This is a genomic window from Janthinobacterium sp. GW821-FHT03C10 (genome assembly GCF_059420865.1).
Genome location: NZ_JBWKUN010000002.1, coordinates 259,745 through 272,830, shown reverse-complemented (window position 1 = coordinate 272,830; position 13,086 = coordinate 259,745). Strand labels below are relative to the sequence as shown.

Below are 13,086 nucleotides of genomic sequence, written 5' to 3'. Positions count from 1 at the left end.
AGGATAGCCCATGGCCGCAGAATCCTCCCCGTCGCGCCGCCGTTTCCTGCTCGGCGGCCTTGGTCTCGGCGTGGCCGGCGTGGGCGCCCTGGTGCTGGGCTGGGGCGTGCTGCCGCCGCGCCAGCGCCTGCACGGCAGCGCGCCGCTGCCGCTGCATGATGGCGCCGTGGCCTTGAACGGCTGGCTGGCGATTCAATCGGACGGCACGGTGCTCCTGGCCATGCCGCGCAGCGAGATGGGGCAGGGCGTGCACACGGCCTTGCCGATGCTGGTGGCCGAGGAGCTCGACGTACCGCTGGCCGGCGTCAAGCTGATCCAGGCGCCCATGGATAAAATCTTCGGCAACGTCGCCATGCTCAAGGACAGCCTGCCGTTCCACCCGGATGACCAGGGCCGCGTCAAAGCGCTGGCGCAGTGGACGGTGGCCAAGGCGGCGCGCGAACTGGGCGTGATCGTCACGGGCGGCTCGTCGAGTGTAAAGGATGGCTGGGGCCCCATGCGCGAGGCCGGCGCTTGCGCGCGCGCCATGCTGGTGGGGGCTGCCGCCGCGTTGTGGCAGGTGCCGGCCGCGCAATGCCGCACGGAAAATGGCGCAGTGCTCCACCCGGACGGCCGGCGCGCCAGCTACGCCAGTCTGGCGCAGCGCGCCGCCGCCATCGATCCGGGCACGCCCGTGCTGAAGTCGCCCAAGGATTTCAAGCTGATCGGCCAGCCGGCGCCGCGCCGCGATACGCCGTTGAAGGTGAATGGCAGCGCGCGTTTCGGCATCGATGCGCGCCCGCCGGGCATGCTGTACGCGGCCCTGCATCTGCCGCCGCGCCTGGGCGATACCCTGGCCGCCTTCGATGCGGCGCCCGTGCTCGCCATGGCCGGGGTCAAGAAAGTGCTGGACTTGACGCCGCAGCTGGCCCAGCGCAGCGTGTCTTGTGCCGCCGTGGTGGCCGATACCTGGTGGCGCGCCAGACAGGCCGCTGTCGCCTTGCCGACGCAGTGGAAGGCGGGCCAGCACGCGAACTTGTCCAGCGCGGGCGTGTATGCGGAATTTGCCCGCCTGCTGGACACCGAAGCCGGTTATGCCTACCACGCCAGCGGCGAGGTGGAAAGTAAAGCCGTGCAAGGCTTGCGCAGCGTCAAGGCCGAATACCGCGCGCCGTTCCTCGCGCACGCCGCCATGGAGCCCGTCAACTGCACCGCGCAGGTGAAAAATGGCAAGGTGATGCTGTGGGTCTCGACGCAGGCGCCCGGCATCGCCGTCGATGTGGCGGCGAAGGTGGCCGGCGTCGATGCGAAGGACGTGGCCATCGAAGTGCTGCTGCTCGGCGGCGGTTTCGGCCGCCGCCTGGAAGTGGATATGATCGCGCAAGCCGTGGCCATCGCGCTGCAGTGCGATGGCGCGCCCGTGCAGCTGGTATGGACGCGCGAACAGGACACGGCACACGATATGTACCGTCCCGCCGCGCTGGCCCGCTTCGCGGCCCGGCTCGACGAGCACGGCCGCATCGCTTCCTGGGAGAATAAATCCGTCAGCGGCTCCATCACGCACCAGTTTCTGCAGCGCAATTTCGGCTTGCCCGGTGCGGGGCCCGACAAGACCACGGCCGAAGGCGAATTCGACATGCCGTATGAAATCGCCAACCAGCGCATCGCTCACGTGATCGCCGACAGTGCTGTGCCGGTCGGTTACTGGCGCTCGGTCGGGCACTCGCACAATGCTTTCTTCAAGGAAAGTTTTATCGACGAACTGGCGCACGCGGCGGGGCAGGACGGCATCGCCTTCCGCCGTGCCATGCTGGTGAACCATCCGCGCCACCTGGCCGTGCTCGACGCGGCGGTGGCCAAGGCGGGCAGTCCTCCGCCCGGCCATGCGCATGGCGTGGCCCTGCACCAGTCGTTCGGCAGCATCGTCGCGCAAGTGGCGCAAGTGTCCGTGGAAAACGGCGAGATCCGCGTGCAGCGCGTCGTGTGCGCCATCGATTGCGGCATCGCCGTCAATCCGAACATCATCGCCCAGCAGATGGAGTCGGCCGTGCTGTTCGGCCTGTCGGCGGCGCTGGGCGGCGAGATCACCTTCAAGGATGGCAAAGTCGAGCAGAGCAATTTCCACGACTATCCCGTGCTGCGCATGGGGCAAACGCCCGAGGTGGAAACCATCATCATCGCCAGCGCCGAGCATCCGGAAGGCGTGGGCGAGCCGGGCACGCCGCCGATCGCGCCGGCCGTGGCCAACGCCGTGTTCAGCTTGACGGGAAAACGGCTGCGCAGCCTGCCGCTGCGGCTGGCTTGATGTGGATCAGGCCAGCGCGGCGGCCAGCAGATGACGCAGATTGCAGTCGCGCTGCCAGTCGCGCCGTTCCTGCGTGCTGCTGGCCAGCGCCGCCAGTTCCCCGGCGCTGAGCGCCTGCTGCGCCTGCACCATGCGGTGCGCCAGGCCGCCGTCGGGCAGCACGGTGCCGAAGAAGGCCACGTTATCCTCGTGCTGGATCAGCAGGGTGGGAAAGTTGTCGATGTCGAGGTCGCCGACCACGTCGGCCTGGTCTTCGATGTCGATCCAGACGAAGGCGACGTCCGGGTGGCGCGCGGCCAGTTCCTCGAACGTGGCGCGGTAGCTGCCGCAGGTGCCGCACCATAGCGCACACAGGCAGGCCACCGTCCAGCGCGGGCCGGCCAGGGCTGCCGCGACGTCGGCGCGGTTATCGGTCGTGAGGGTCAGGCTGTGCATGGTTGTATCTAGTTGGTAGGCGGATGGACGCGGGGCGCCCGATGCGCGTATTCTACCGCGCCCGGCCCCCGCGGTCCCGAGAATGCATGAGCTTGTTTATGGGTGTTTTTTGATGCAATACACCTTTCTGGTGGATAATGCTGATAATTGCGCGCTGATTACGCTGGTCCATGCTGTTTCCTGGCCCCGCAGCCTGACCCCTCCAGTCTGTTCTCATGCCCTGCCCGGTGTCAGCGCTCCCGCCTTTGTTTATTTTTATTATGGAATTAGCCAGCTTATGTTGAGTTACCGCCACGCCTTTCACGCGGGTAATCACGCCGATGTGTTGAAGCATTATGTGCAGATTCAGTTGTTGCAATATCTGAATCAAAAAGATACCGCCTATAGTTATATCGATACCCACTCCGGCGCGGGCGTGTACGCGCTCGACGGCGGTTATGCCTCGAAAAATGCCGAGTACGAAACGGGCATCGCGCCCCTGTGGGACCGCACGGACTGGCCGGCCTCGCTGGCCGAGTACATGAAGCTGATCAAGGAAATGAATCCGAGCGGCAAGATGCGCTACTACCCGGGTTCGCCGTACTGCGCCGACAAGGTCAGCCGCGAGCAAGACCGTTTGCGCCTGTTCGAACTGCACCCTGCCGATGCAAAGATTCTGGCCGACAACTTCCGCAAGGTCGAGGCGCATGCGCTGGCCCAGGGCGAGCGTCCCACCGTGCGCGGCAAGCGCGTGCTCATCACCAAGGCGGACGGCTTCCAGAGCCTGAAGGCCCTGCTGCCGCCGCCATCGCGCCGCGCGCTGGTGCTGATCGACCCGCCGTACGAAGACAAGATGGATTACCGCAAGGTCAAGGACACCCTGGCCGACGCCCTCGTGCGCTTCCCGTCCGGCATGTACGCCGTCTGGTATCCGGTGCTGCAGCGCATGGAATCGCGCCAGTTCGCCGACAAGCTCAAGCAATTGCCCAGCTCGGACTGGCTGCATGTGACCCTGACGGTCAACACGCCGTCGCCGGATGGCTTCGGCTTGCACAGCAGCGGCATGTTCATCTTGAACCCGCCGTACACCTTGGAGCCGATGTTGCGCGAAGTCATGCCTTACCTGGTGAAGGTGCTGGGCCGCGACGATGGCGCGAAGTTTGTATTGGAGACGGGCAAGGGCGGCCAAAAGAACACCGGTACACGGCGCGTATAGTCGTCCTCGGTTAGTGCTGCAATAAAAAACGCCACGGTTGATGCAGCCGTGGCGTTTTTTTATGAAAGGGAGATTACTGTCCCAACAACAGGAACACGGTCGGTTTCTTGTGGAAGTCCGGTGCCTTGCCAGAGGCCAATTGTTTCTTCCACTGTCCGCCATTCCACGTCTGCACGCTTTCCGAGTCCAGGCTCAGGTCGGTGGCGACGCAGATCAGGGTCGATGGCGCGCATTGCGCCACGAGGGCTTCGAGCATGGCGGCGTTGCGGTACGGCGTTTCGATGAACAGCTGTGTCTGCTTTTCATTGCGCGACCGGCTTTCCAGTTCCTTGATGCGCTTGGCGCGCAGGGCCGCATCGGTGGGCAGGTAGCCGTTGAAGGCGAAGCTCTGGCCGTTCAAGCCGCTGGCCATCACGGCCAGCAGGATCGACGACGGTCCCACCAGCGGACGCACCTTGATGCCGTGCTGATGCGCCAGACGCACCAGGTCGGCGCCGGGGTCGGCCACGGCGGGCACACCCGCTTCCGACACGAGGCCCGCGTCGCGGCCCGCCAACAGCGGTGCCAGCAGGCCAGCCAGTGCTTGCGCCGGGGTATTCACGTTCAGTTCGGAAATCGTGATTTCCTGCAGCGGCCTGGCCAGCGGATGCTGGCTGCCGATCAATTTCAAAAAGGCGCGCGCCGTCTTGGCGTTTTCTGCGACGAAATAATCGAGTTGCGAGGTGATCTGCCGTACTTGCTCGGGAATGATGCGGGCCAGCGGGTCGATGGCGCCATCGGACAGGCCGAGGTGGTTGGGGATCAGGTACAGGGTGCCGGTCATATTCTTAGCTTTGTATTGGCCGGGGTCAGACCCGTCGGGTCTGACCCCAGGGTGGTTAAGGGGTGAAAAACGCCACGCCCGCCTTGCGCAGCATGCCGGTGAGGGCGATCAGCGGCAAGCCGGTGAGGGCGGTCGGGTCGGTGCTGTCGATGCGTTCGAGCAGGGCGATGCCCAGGCCTTCGTTCTTGGCGCTGCCGGCGCAGTCGTACGGCTGCTCGATGCGCAGGTAGGCGTCCAGTTCCGCGTCGGGCAAGTCGCGTACGGTGACGAGGGTCTGGATGTCTTCCACCTGCGCCACGGCGGGAGTGTGGCGCCCGTCGAGCAGGCATAGTGCCGTGTGGAACACGGTCCGGCGCCCGCGCATGGTTTGCAGTTGGCGCAGGGCATTGGCATGGTTGCCGGGCTTGCCGATCTGCGCGCCGTCCAGGGTGGCGACCTGGTCGGAGCCGATGACGAGACTGCCAGGATAGCGGTCGAGCACGGCCTGCGCCTTGGCCTGGGCCAGGCGCAGGGCCGTGGCGCTGGGGCTTTCGTCTGGCAGGGGGCTTTCGTCGAGATCGGGCACGGCCACCTCGAAAGGCAGGCGCAGGCGTTGCAGTAATTCCTTGCGGTAGGTCGAACTCGATGCAAGAATCAAGCGCGATGGGGCGGAAGTTGGTATCATTCGGCAGTGGATGGCGGCCGGCATGGCCGCACTGGTCGGTGTCAGTGGAATTTCATGCAAATTCCAGGGCGCGGAGCCCATAACTGAGGCTCCATGCGGCATGACGGTGTTGATGAATATGTCATGTTTATGGCAATCATTACGTCAAAAAAGATGCTTAGTCTTTGACTCGGTGCTAAAAACCCTGTTATTATCGCAGGTTTTCCGGGGAAATTTTCTACCAATGAATGCTTTTGTGATCGACGCCTTTGATTTTTGTCGTATCAGCGGGAGCCGCGAGGGTGTAACTCCTGTCGCTGAAATGACCCGGTTGACCAAGGATTGTGCAGATAGTTCCGGCGAGATCGCCTGGAAGATCGTCGGCGGCACCAGCAAGCTGGGCTACCCGCAACTGACCTTGTCGGTCAACGGCACCGTTCAGCTGGTTTGCCAGCGCTGCCTGACTCCGTATGCTTACGTAATTGATTCTTCGACTGTTCTGATGCTGGGCAAGGATGACGAGCACGCGGACGAGATCGAAGAAATCATCAACGATGAAACGATCGACGTGATCGTCGGCAGCCGCAGCATGGATGCCGCGGCCCTGATCGAAGATGAAGCCTTGCTGGCCCTGCCGCAGGTACCCAAACACGACGTCTGCCCCGATACGGCGCAGCTCGATGCTCTCAAGTCTGAAAAGAAGTCGCCGTTCGCGGCACTGAAAGACTTGAAGCCAGAATAAGTAGTGTAAGAAAGGAAGCCTTAAAAAACCGTAGCGAGCGGCCCGATATCGTCTTGAGTAGCGCAAGCGTACGAAGGTACGCTGAGCAACGCCGAGGCGATAGCGGGAAGCGCAGTAGGTTTTTTATGCTTCCTGTAAAGAACGTGTCAAACGCGTGTAGTAATCGAGTATGGCAAGTGTAGTGAAATGTAATTGTAATAAACGATGTCGGTCCGGACTGTTTTCGGGTAGTCTTTGCCGCTGGGATACTCGATTCGCATGTATTTGCCAATCGATTGTGCTAAAATTTTAGAACTTATGTATTAGGAGTCATCATGGCAGTTCAACAGAACAAGAAAACCCCTTCCAAGCGCGGCATGCACCGTTCGCACGACTTCCTGGTCGCGCCGCAATTGAGCGTCGAGCCAGTTACCGGCGAAACACACATGCGTCACCATATCAGCCCTAACGGCTTCTATCGTGGCCGTAAAGTGTTGAAGACCAAAAACGACGAGTAATCGACGTTTTTGTTGGGTAAGATGAAAGCGGTGTTGCGTGGTTATTCGGCGTGGCGCCGCTTCTTCTTTTTTATCGGCTGCAATTCATCTTGCGCACCCGTCATTTTGAATCAAGCTTGCTCAGGCGTGCATGACATGCTGCGCCCTGCATATGCTCCAGTCCGATTCACATCTTGCCGCACGCCCGCAGCGGTATTGAATCAACACAAATGACAATCAAAATTTCTATCGACTGCATGGGCGGAGATCACGGTCCCTCAGTCACTATTCCCGCAGCAATTTCCTTCGTAAAACATGAGCCTGAAGCCGAACTGATCCTTGTTGGATTGGAAGACGTGATCCGTGCCGAACTGAAAAAACATAAAGCCGACACGCATCCGCGCCTGTCGGTATTGCATGCCTCCGAACAAGTTACCATGGACGATCCCCTGGAAGTGGCCCTGCGCCGCAAGAAGGATTCCTCCATGCGCGTGGCCATCGAACAGGTCAAGAGCGGCGTGGCGCAAGCCTCCGTTTCCGCCGGTAATACGGCAGCCCTGATGGCCGTGTCGCGCTATGTATTGAAAACCATGTCCGGCGTCGACCGCCCTGCCATCTGCAGCATCTTGCCGAATCAAAAGAACGGTCCGACCTACATGCTGGACCTGGGCGCCAACGTCGATTGCGAACCGCATCACTTGCACCAGTTCGCCATCATGGGCTCCGTGCTCGTGTCCGCCATGGAAGGCATCGCACGCCCGACGATCGGCTTGCTGAACGTGGGCACGGAAGATATCAAGGGCAATGAAGTGGTGAAACTCACCTCGAAGCTGCTGCAGGCCGACCACGAGCGTGGCGCGCTGAACTTCTACGGCAACGTGGAAGGCAACGATATTTTCAAGGGCACGACCGATATCGTCGTCTGCGACGGTTTTGTCGGCAATGTCACCCTGAAAGCCATCGAGGGCCTGGCGCGCTTCATGAAAGACGTGCTCACTTCCGAATTCAAGCGCAATCCGATCACCATGCTGGGCGCGCTGATCGCCCGCGGGGCCCTGAAGGCCATCGGCAACCGTTTGAATCCCTCGCGTTACAACGGCGCCAGCCTGCTGGGCTTGCGTGGTCTCGTCTTCAAGAGCCATGGCAGCGCCGATGCCTATTCCTTCGAATGGGCCTTGCGCCGCGCCTTTGATGCGGCAAAAAATGACGTGCAAGCGCACCTGGCCAGCCTGATCGCCGAGCTGATGCCGCGCACGCCAGTACCGGACGAACCTACATCAACAAGCTCTACCATTTAGTGGACGGGTATTTGCATGACTGTTTTTAGCAAAACTTACAGCAAAATTATCGGTACCGGCAGCTACTTGCCGGAGAAGCGCGTCACGAACCAGGATTTGACCGAACAGCTCGCCGCCAAGGGCATCGAGACGTCGGATGAATGGATCGTCTCGCGCAGCGGCATTTCGGCGCGCCATTACGCGGCGCCGTCGCAAAATTCCTCGGACCTGGGCGTGGAAGCGGCCAAAAAGGCCCTGGACATGGCGGGCCTGAACGGCAATGACCTGGACCTGATCATCGTCGCCAGCTCGACCCCCGATTTCTTCGGCAGCTTCCCCAGCACGGCCTGCATCGTGCAAAACAAGCTGGGCATCACGAACAACTGCGCCGCCGTCGACGTGCAAGCCGTCTGCAGCGGCTTCGTGTATGCGGTGGCCACGGCCGACAGTTTCATTCAATCGGGCATGCATAAAAACGTGCTGGTGATCGGCGCCGAAGTATTTTCGCGCATCCTCAATTTCGACGACCGCGGCACTTGCGTGCTGTTCGGCGACGGCGCCGGCGCCATCGTCATGACGGCGTCGAAAGAGCCGGGCATCCTGGCCACCAAGCTGCACGCGGACGGCCGCCACTCGGACATCCTCAGCGTGCCCGGCAGCCTGGCCGGCGGCGCGCTGGCCGGCAGCGCTTTCCTGTACATGGATGGCCCGGCCGTGTTCAAGCTGGCCGTGTCCGTGCTGGAAAAGGTCGCGCACGAAGCGTTGGCGCACGCCAACATGACGTCGGACCAGATCGACTGGCTGATCCCGCACCAGGCGAACATCCGCATCATGAACAGCACGGCCAAGAAACTCGGCTTGCCACTGGATAAGATGGTCGTCACCGTCGACCAGCATGGCAACACATCGGCCGCCTCGATCCCGCTGGCGCTCGACATCGCCGTGCGCGACGGCCGCGTCAAGAAAGGCGACAACGTCATGATGGAAGGCGTGGGCGGAGGCTTTACCTGGGGCGCCGTGCTGGCGCGCATGTAATCCCGCAACACTATTAAAAAAAACGGAGTCGACATGACACAATTTGCATTTGTTTTTCCAGGCCAAGGCTCGCAAGCGATTGCGATGCTCGATGGTTTTGCCGGCAACCCCGTGGTGGCGCAAACCGTCGCCGAAGCGTCGGATGCCCTGCAATGCGACCTGGGCAAGCTGATCGCCGAAGGTCCGAAGGAAGAGCTGGATCTCACCACCAACACGCAACCGGTGATGCTGACGGCGGCCGTGGCCTTCTACCGCGCCTGGCTGGCGGCCGGCGGCCCCGTGCCGACGGTCGTGGCCGGTCATAGCCTCGGTGAATATTCGGCGCTGGTCGCCGCCGGCGTGATCTTGTTCAAGGATGCCGTGCCGCTCGTGCGTTTCCGCGCGCAAGCCATGCAGGAAGCCGTGCCTGTGGGGCAGGGCACGATGGCCGTCGTGCTGGGCCTGTCAGACGACGACGTGCGCGCCGCCTGTGCGGAAGCAGCGGCGGAAAACCCGGCCCTCGTGGTCGAGCCCGTCAATTTCAATGCGCCTGCGCAAGTCGTCATCGCCGGCCACACTGCTGCCGTCGAGCGCGCCTGCGAACTGGCCAAGGCCAAGGGCGCCAAGCGCGCCATGAAGCTGCCCGTCTCCGCGCCATTCCACTCGTCGCTGCTGCAACCGGCATCGGACCGCCTGCGCGAGTACATGGCCGGCCTGACGTTCGCCGCGCCGCAGATCGCCCTGATCAACAACGTCGACGTGGCCATCGTCAACGACGTCGCCGGCATCAAGGATGCATTGGTGCGCCAGGCAGCCAGCCCCGTGCGCTGGGTGGAAACCATGCAGAAAGTGGCGGCCGACGGCATCACGCAAGTGATCGAGTGCGGTCCGGGCAAGGTCCTGATGGGCCTGGCCAAGCGCATCGATCCCGTGCTGGTGGGCGACGCCATCGTCGACCAGGCATCGCTGGAACGTATTTTGACGCAGCTCAAATAAACATCAGATCGCGGCAGCCTGCCTGCCGCGGTTGCTCTTAAGGATACTCATGAATTTAGCAAATCAAGTCGTGCTGGTCACGGGCGCCTCGCGCGGCATCGGCCGCGCCATCGCCACCGAACTGGGCAAGCAGGGCGCCACCGTCGTCGGCACCGCCACCTCGGAAAGCGGCGCGCAAGCGATCACCGATTACCTGGCCGCCGAAGGCGTCACGGGCAAGGGCCTGGTCCTGAACGTGACCGATGCGGCGCGTTGCGCGGCCGTCGTCGACGAGGTGCAGAAAACCTACGGCAGCCTGTCCATCCTGGTTAACAATGCGGGCATCACGCAAGACCAGCTGGCCATGCGCATGAAGGATGAGGAGTGGGACAGCGTCATTTCGACGAACCTGTCGGCCGTCGGCCGCCTGTCGCGCGCAGTACTGCGTGGCATGATGAAAGCCAAAACCGGGCGTATCATTAACATCACGTCGGTGGTGGCTTCGTCGGGCAATCCGGGGCAGATGAATTACGCGGCGGCCAAGGCCGGCGTGGAAGGCATGAGCCGCGCGCTGGCGCGCGAAATCGGCAGCCGCAACATTACCGTGAACTGCATCGCCCCCGGCTTCATCGATACCGACATGACCAAGGCCCTGAGCGAAGAGCAGCACGCGGCCCTGTTGACGCAAATTCCCCTGTCCCGCCTGGGCAAACCGGAAGATGTGGCGGCGGCGGTGGCCTTTCTGGCTTCGCCGCAGGCGGCGTATATCACGGGCACGACCCTGCACGTGAACGGCGGAATGTACATGAATTGATGTGAAAGCTAGACAGGGCGGGCGTTTGTGGCATGATTCAACGGCCGTTTTTGTCTATAATCGCATCTTTTAGCAGCAGCTTCGGTCGAATTAGCAGCAGACACCGAAATTAGTATTCGGACGCGCAAACCTGATAAAATGCGCGCACTTTCCGTAACACACACTTTGGAGCCATAACATGTCGGATATCGAACAACGCGTTAAGAAAATCGTCGCTGAGCAACTGGGCGTTGCAGAAGCAGACATCAAAATCGAATCCTCCTTCGTCGACGATCTCGGCGCCGATTCCCTGGACACCGTGGAACTGGTCATGGCCCTGGAAGACGAATTCGAAATGGAAATCCCTGACGAACAAGCTGAAAAAATCACCACCGTGCAACAGGCGATCGACTACGCCACCGCACACGTCAAGGCCTAAGCCTGTCTGACCGACTTCAGGAGAATCGCTTGAGCCGTTCTAAAAACCGTCGTGTTGTTGTTACCGGCCTGGGCTGCGTTTCACCTGTCGGCAATACTATTGCCGAGGCGTGGGGCGCAATCATTGAAGGTAAATCCGGCATTGCCACGATTACCAAGTTTGATGCACAGCCATTCACCACGCATTTTGCCGGTGAAGTCAAAGGCTTCAATATCGAAGATTACATCTCCGGTAAGGAAGCCCGCCATATGGATACCTTTATCCATTACGGCATGGCTGCGGGCATCCAGGCGATGCAGGACTCCGGCCTGGAAGTGACCGAGGAAAACGCCGAGCGTATCGGCGTGATCATCGGTTCCGGTATCGGCGGCTTGCCGCTGATCGAGGAAACCAAGTCCGAGTACGAAAAGCGCGGTCCGCGCCGTATCTCGCCCTTTTTCGTGCCTGCCTCGATCATTAACATGATCTCTGGCAACCTTTCGATCAAATATGGTCTGAAGGGCCCGAATCTGGCGATCGTGACGGCGTGTACCACCGGTTTGCACAGCATCGGTGCCGCAGCGCGCATGATCGAGTACGGCGATGCCGACGTCATGATCGCCGGTGGTGCCGAATCGACCGTGTCGCCGCTGGGCCTGGGCGGTTTCGCCTCGGCACGCGCCTTGTCGACCCGCAACGACGATCCGGCAACGGCATCGCGTCCGTGGGATGCCGACCGCGACGGCTTCGTGCTGGGCGAGGGTGCTGGCGTCATGGTGCTGGAAGACTACGAGCACGCGGTGGCCCGTGGCGCCAAGATCTATGCCGAAGTGCATGGTTTCGGGATGAGCGCAGATGCTTATCACATGACCTCGCCGTTGGAAGATGGCAGCGGCGGCAGCAAATCGGTGATCGCGGCCCTCAACAACGCCGGCTTGAACGCGGATCAGATTCAATACCTGAACGCGCACGGCACGTCGACCCCGCAAGGCGACGTGGCGGAAGTGATGGGCATCAAACGCACCTTCGGCGAGCACGCCAAGAATCTGGTCGTCAACTCGACGAAGTCGATGACGGGCCATTTGCTGGGCGGCGCGGGCGGTCTGGAAGCGGTGTTTACGGTCCTGGCATTGCACCATCAGGTGTCGCCTCCGACCATCAACATCTTCAACCAGGATCCGGCTTGCGATCTCGATTTCTGCGCCAACACGGCGCGGGACATGAAGATCGATTATGCAGTGAAGAATTCGTTCGGCTTTGGCGGAACGAATGGCACGCTGATTTTCGGTAAAGCGAAATAAGCAGGAACTTTCAAGCGCTCGCTACGGTCAAATCGTAGTGAGCGCTGATTCGGCGCCAACGTTCGTTGGCGCCTGAATTTGCCCGGCATGGTGCCGGCGCGCCTTTTTTTTCCCATGAAGTATGTCGATCGCGGTAGCGGCTGTCATTCGCACGCCTGTCTGTTTGCGCCTGTTGCAAGCGGTGCTGGGACTGTGTGCCTTGCTCGCCGCCTGGCCCTTGAGCGGCGCGTGGCGCGCTGCGGCGGTGCCTGCCCAGCTGGTGGGCGGCTATGCGCTGGGCTGGCCCGGTGCAGTGCTGAGTGCGGCTGGCGGCGTGTTTTTGCTGGCTTTGCTGCGCAGGCGCAGAAAGCCGCTGGCGCTTGATATTTCGCCGGTCGGCCAGTTGCGGCTGGCGGTATATCTGGAGCGTGGCGGGACGTCGAGGACGGATGCCGCCGGGCTGGCGGTGCCGGCCGGCGCGGGGCTGGCGCCGCCGTCAGGGCTGCGCCTGTTGCCGGGCTCGACCCTGTGGCCGTCGCTGCTGGTGCTGTGCCTGGCCGATGCCGCGGGGCGGCACATGCAGGTGCTGGTGCAGCGCGGCGGCAGTTGCCCCGCCTTCCGTCCGCTGGCCGTGGCGTGCCGGGCCATCGCGGCGCGGAGTGGGGAAGAATAAAAGTGGGATGAACACTGAACTTCTTGCAGCGGGCCAACTCTATATCCATACAGGCGCC

14 protein-coding genes are annotated in these 13,086 nt (G+C 61.9%); 11 read left to right on the top strand and 3 right to left on the bottom strand.

The annotated features are described in order from the left end of the window. The first annotated feature begins 10 nt into the window (after positions 1–10). Positions 11–2,284, top strand: coding sequence for a xanthine dehydrogenase family protein molybdopterin-binding subunit (locus AC07VH_RS09035; protein ID WP_494787266.1), 2,274 nt, complete (start codon positions 11–13; stop codon positions 2,282–2,284). A gap of 6 nt (positions 2,285–2,290) precedes the next feature. Here the strand turns inward: AC07VH_RS09035 and AC07VH_RS09030 are convergent, their stop codons facing one another. Continuing rightward, positions 2,291–2,719 carry a thioredoxin family protein gene (locus tag AC07VH_RS09030; protein ID WP_494787265.1) on the bottom strand — a complete coding sequence of 143 codons (429 nt, stop codon included), beginning with the start codon at positions 2,717–2,719 and terminating at the stop codon, positions 2,291–2,293. A 277-nt stretch (positions 2,720–2,996) separates the two neighbouring features. Between AC07VH_RS09030 and AC07VH_RS09025 the strand changes: the two genes are divergently transcribed. Then, positions 2,997–3,914, top strand: a complete 918-nt coding sequence (locus AC07VH_RS09025) for a 23S rRNA (adenine(2030)-N(6))-methyltransferase RlmJ (RefSeq protein WP_092714677.1) — start codon at positions 2,997–2,999, stop codon at positions 3,912–3,914. Between the two features lie 73 nt (positions 3,915–3,987). Here the strand turns inward: AC07VH_RS09025 and AC07VH_RS09020 are convergent, their stop codons facing one another. Together AC07VH_RS09020 and AC07VH_RS09015 are read right to left on the bottom strand one after the other, a co-directional pair. Beyond that, complete coding sequence (locus AC07VH_RS09020; RefSeq protein ID WP_494787264.1) at positions 3,988–4,737, bottom strand: SAM-dependent methyltransferase; 750 nt, start codon at positions 4,735–4,737, stop codon at positions 3,988–3,990. Between the two features lie 55 nt (positions 4,738–4,792). Beyond that, positions 4,793–5,401 carry a Maf-like protein gene (locus tag AC07VH_RS09015; RefSeq protein ID WP_475415297.1) on the bottom strand — a complete coding sequence of 203 codons (609 nt, stop codon included), beginning with the start codon at positions 5,399–5,401 and terminating at the stop codon, positions 4,793–4,795. A 223-nt stretch (positions 5,402–5,624) separates the two neighbouring features. Here AC07VH_RS09015 and AC07VH_RS09010 point away from each other — a divergent pair, with 223 nt between their 5' ends. From AC07VH_RS09010 to AC07VH_RS08970, 9 genes are all read left to right on the top strand, one after another. After that, positions 5,625–6,122 (top strand): YceD family protein, encoded by a 498-nt coding sequence (locus AC07VH_RS09010; RefSeq protein WP_086140344.1) that lies wholly within the window; start codon positions 5,625–5,627, stop codon positions 6,120–6,122. A gap of 314 nt (positions 6,123–6,436) precedes the next feature. Further along, positions 6,437–6,619, top strand: a complete 183-nt coding sequence (gene rpmF / locus AC07VH_RS09005) for a 50S ribosomal protein L32 (RefSeq protein WP_034749653.1) — start codon at positions 6,437–6,439, stop codon at positions 6,617–6,619. A gap of 209 nt (positions 6,620–6,828) precedes the next feature. After that, the gene (gene plsX, locus AC07VH_RS09000) at positions 6,829–7,896 is read left to right on the top strand and encodes a phosphate acyltransferase PlsX (protein WP_102294926.1); all 1,068 of its coding nucleotides are present in this window, start codon (positions 6,829–6,831) and stop codon (positions 7,894–7,896) included. Positions 7,897–7,911: 15 nt separating this feature from the next. Continuing rightward, positions 7,912–8,910, top strand: a complete 999-nt coding sequence (locus AC07VH_RS08995) for a beta-ketoacyl-ACP synthase III (RefSeq protein ID WP_436495034.1) — start codon at positions 7,912–7,914, stop codon at positions 8,908–8,910. Between the two features lie 33 nt (positions 8,911–8,943). Continuing rightward, entirely contained in the window at positions 8,944–9,885 is a 942-nt protein-coding gene (fabD, locus tag AC07VH_RS08990) for an ACP S-malonyltransferase (protein ID WP_494787263.1), read from the top strand. Between the two features lie 49 nt (positions 9,886–9,934). Further along, entirely contained in the window at positions 9,935–10,678 is a 744-nt protein-coding gene (gene fabG, locus AC07VH_RS08985; protein WP_034749638.1) for a 3-oxoacyl-ACP reductase FabG, read from the top strand. A gap of 178 nt (positions 10,679–10,856) precedes the next feature. Then, positions 10,857–11,096, top strand: a complete 240-nt coding sequence (gene acpP / locus AC07VH_RS08980; RefSeq protein ID WP_008449912.1) for an acyl carrier protein — start codon at positions 10,857–10,859, stop codon at positions 11,094–11,096. 29 nt (positions 11,097–11,125) lie between these two features. Then, positions 11,126–12,376 carry a beta-ketoacyl-ACP synthase II gene (fabF, locus tag AC07VH_RS08975; RefSeq protein WP_326455852.1) on the top strand — a complete coding sequence of 417 codons (1,251 nt, stop codon included), beginning with the start codon at positions 11,126–11,128 and terminating at the stop codon, positions 12,374–12,376. 121 nt (positions 12,377–12,497) lie between these two features. After that, complete coding sequence (locus AC07VH_RS08970) at positions 12,498–13,028, top strand: hypothetical protein (protein WP_475415300.1); 531 nt, start codon at positions 12,498–12,500, stop codon at positions 13,026–13,028. Positions 13,029–13,086 lie beyond the last annotated feature (58 nt).

What these genes read in the sequence shown, in the direction of transcription:
- rpmF (WP_034749653.1), top strand. Translation starts at nt 6,437, where the DNA reads ATGGCAGTTCAACAGAACAAGAAAACCCCTTCCAAGCGCGGCATGCAC.
- AC07VH_RS09025 (WP_092714677.1), top strand. Translation starts at nt 2,997, where the DNA reads ATGTTGAGTTACCGCCACGCCTTTCACGCGGGTAATCACGCCGATGTG.
- fabD (WP_494787263.1), top strand. Translation starts at nt 8,944, where the DNA reads ATGACACAATTTGCATTTGTTTTTCCAGGCCAAGGCTCGCAAGCGATT.
- AC07VH_RS08995 (WP_436495034.1), top strand. Translation starts at nt 7,912, where the DNA reads ATGACTGTTTTTAGCAAAACTTACAGCAAAATTATCGGTACCGGCAGC.
- acpP (WP_008449912.1), top strand. Translation starts at nt 10,857, where the DNA reads ATGTCGGATATCGAACAACGCGTTAAGAAAATCGTCGCTGAGCAACTG.
- fabG (WP_034749638.1), top strand. Translation starts at nt 9,935, where the DNA reads ATGAATTTAGCAAATCAAGTCGTGCTGGTCACGGGCGCCTCGCGCGGC.
- AC07VH_RS09020 (WP_494787264.1), bottom strand. Translation starts at nt 4,737, where the DNA reads ATGACCGGCACCCTGTACCTGATCCCCAACCACCTCGGCCTGTCCGAT.
- AC07VH_RS09030 (WP_494787265.1), bottom strand. Translation starts at nt 2,719, where the DNA reads ATGCACAGCCTGACCCTCACGACCGATAACCGCGCCGACGTCGCGGCA.
- AC07VH_RS08970 (WP_475415300.1), top strand. Translation starts at nt 12,498, where the DNA reads ATGTCGATCGCGGTAGCGGCTGTCATTCGCACGCCTGTCTGTTTGCGC.
- AC07VH_RS09010 (WP_086140344.1), top strand. Translation starts at nt 5,625, where the DNA reads ATGAATGCTTTTGTGATCGACGCCTTTGATTTTTGTCGTATCAGCGGG.
- plsX (WP_102294926.1), top strand. Translation starts at nt 6,829, where the DNA reads ATGACAATCAAAATTTCTATCGACTGCATGGGCGGAGATCACGGTCCC.
- AC07VH_RS09015 (WP_475415297.1), bottom strand. Translation starts at nt 5,401, where the DNA reads ATGATACCAACTTCCGCCCCATCGCGCTTGATTCTTGCATCGAGTTCG.
- AC07VH_RS09035 (WP_494787266.1), top strand. Translation starts at nt 11, where the DNA reads ATGGCCGCAGAATCCTCCCCGTCGCGCCGCCGTTTCCTGCTCGGCGGC.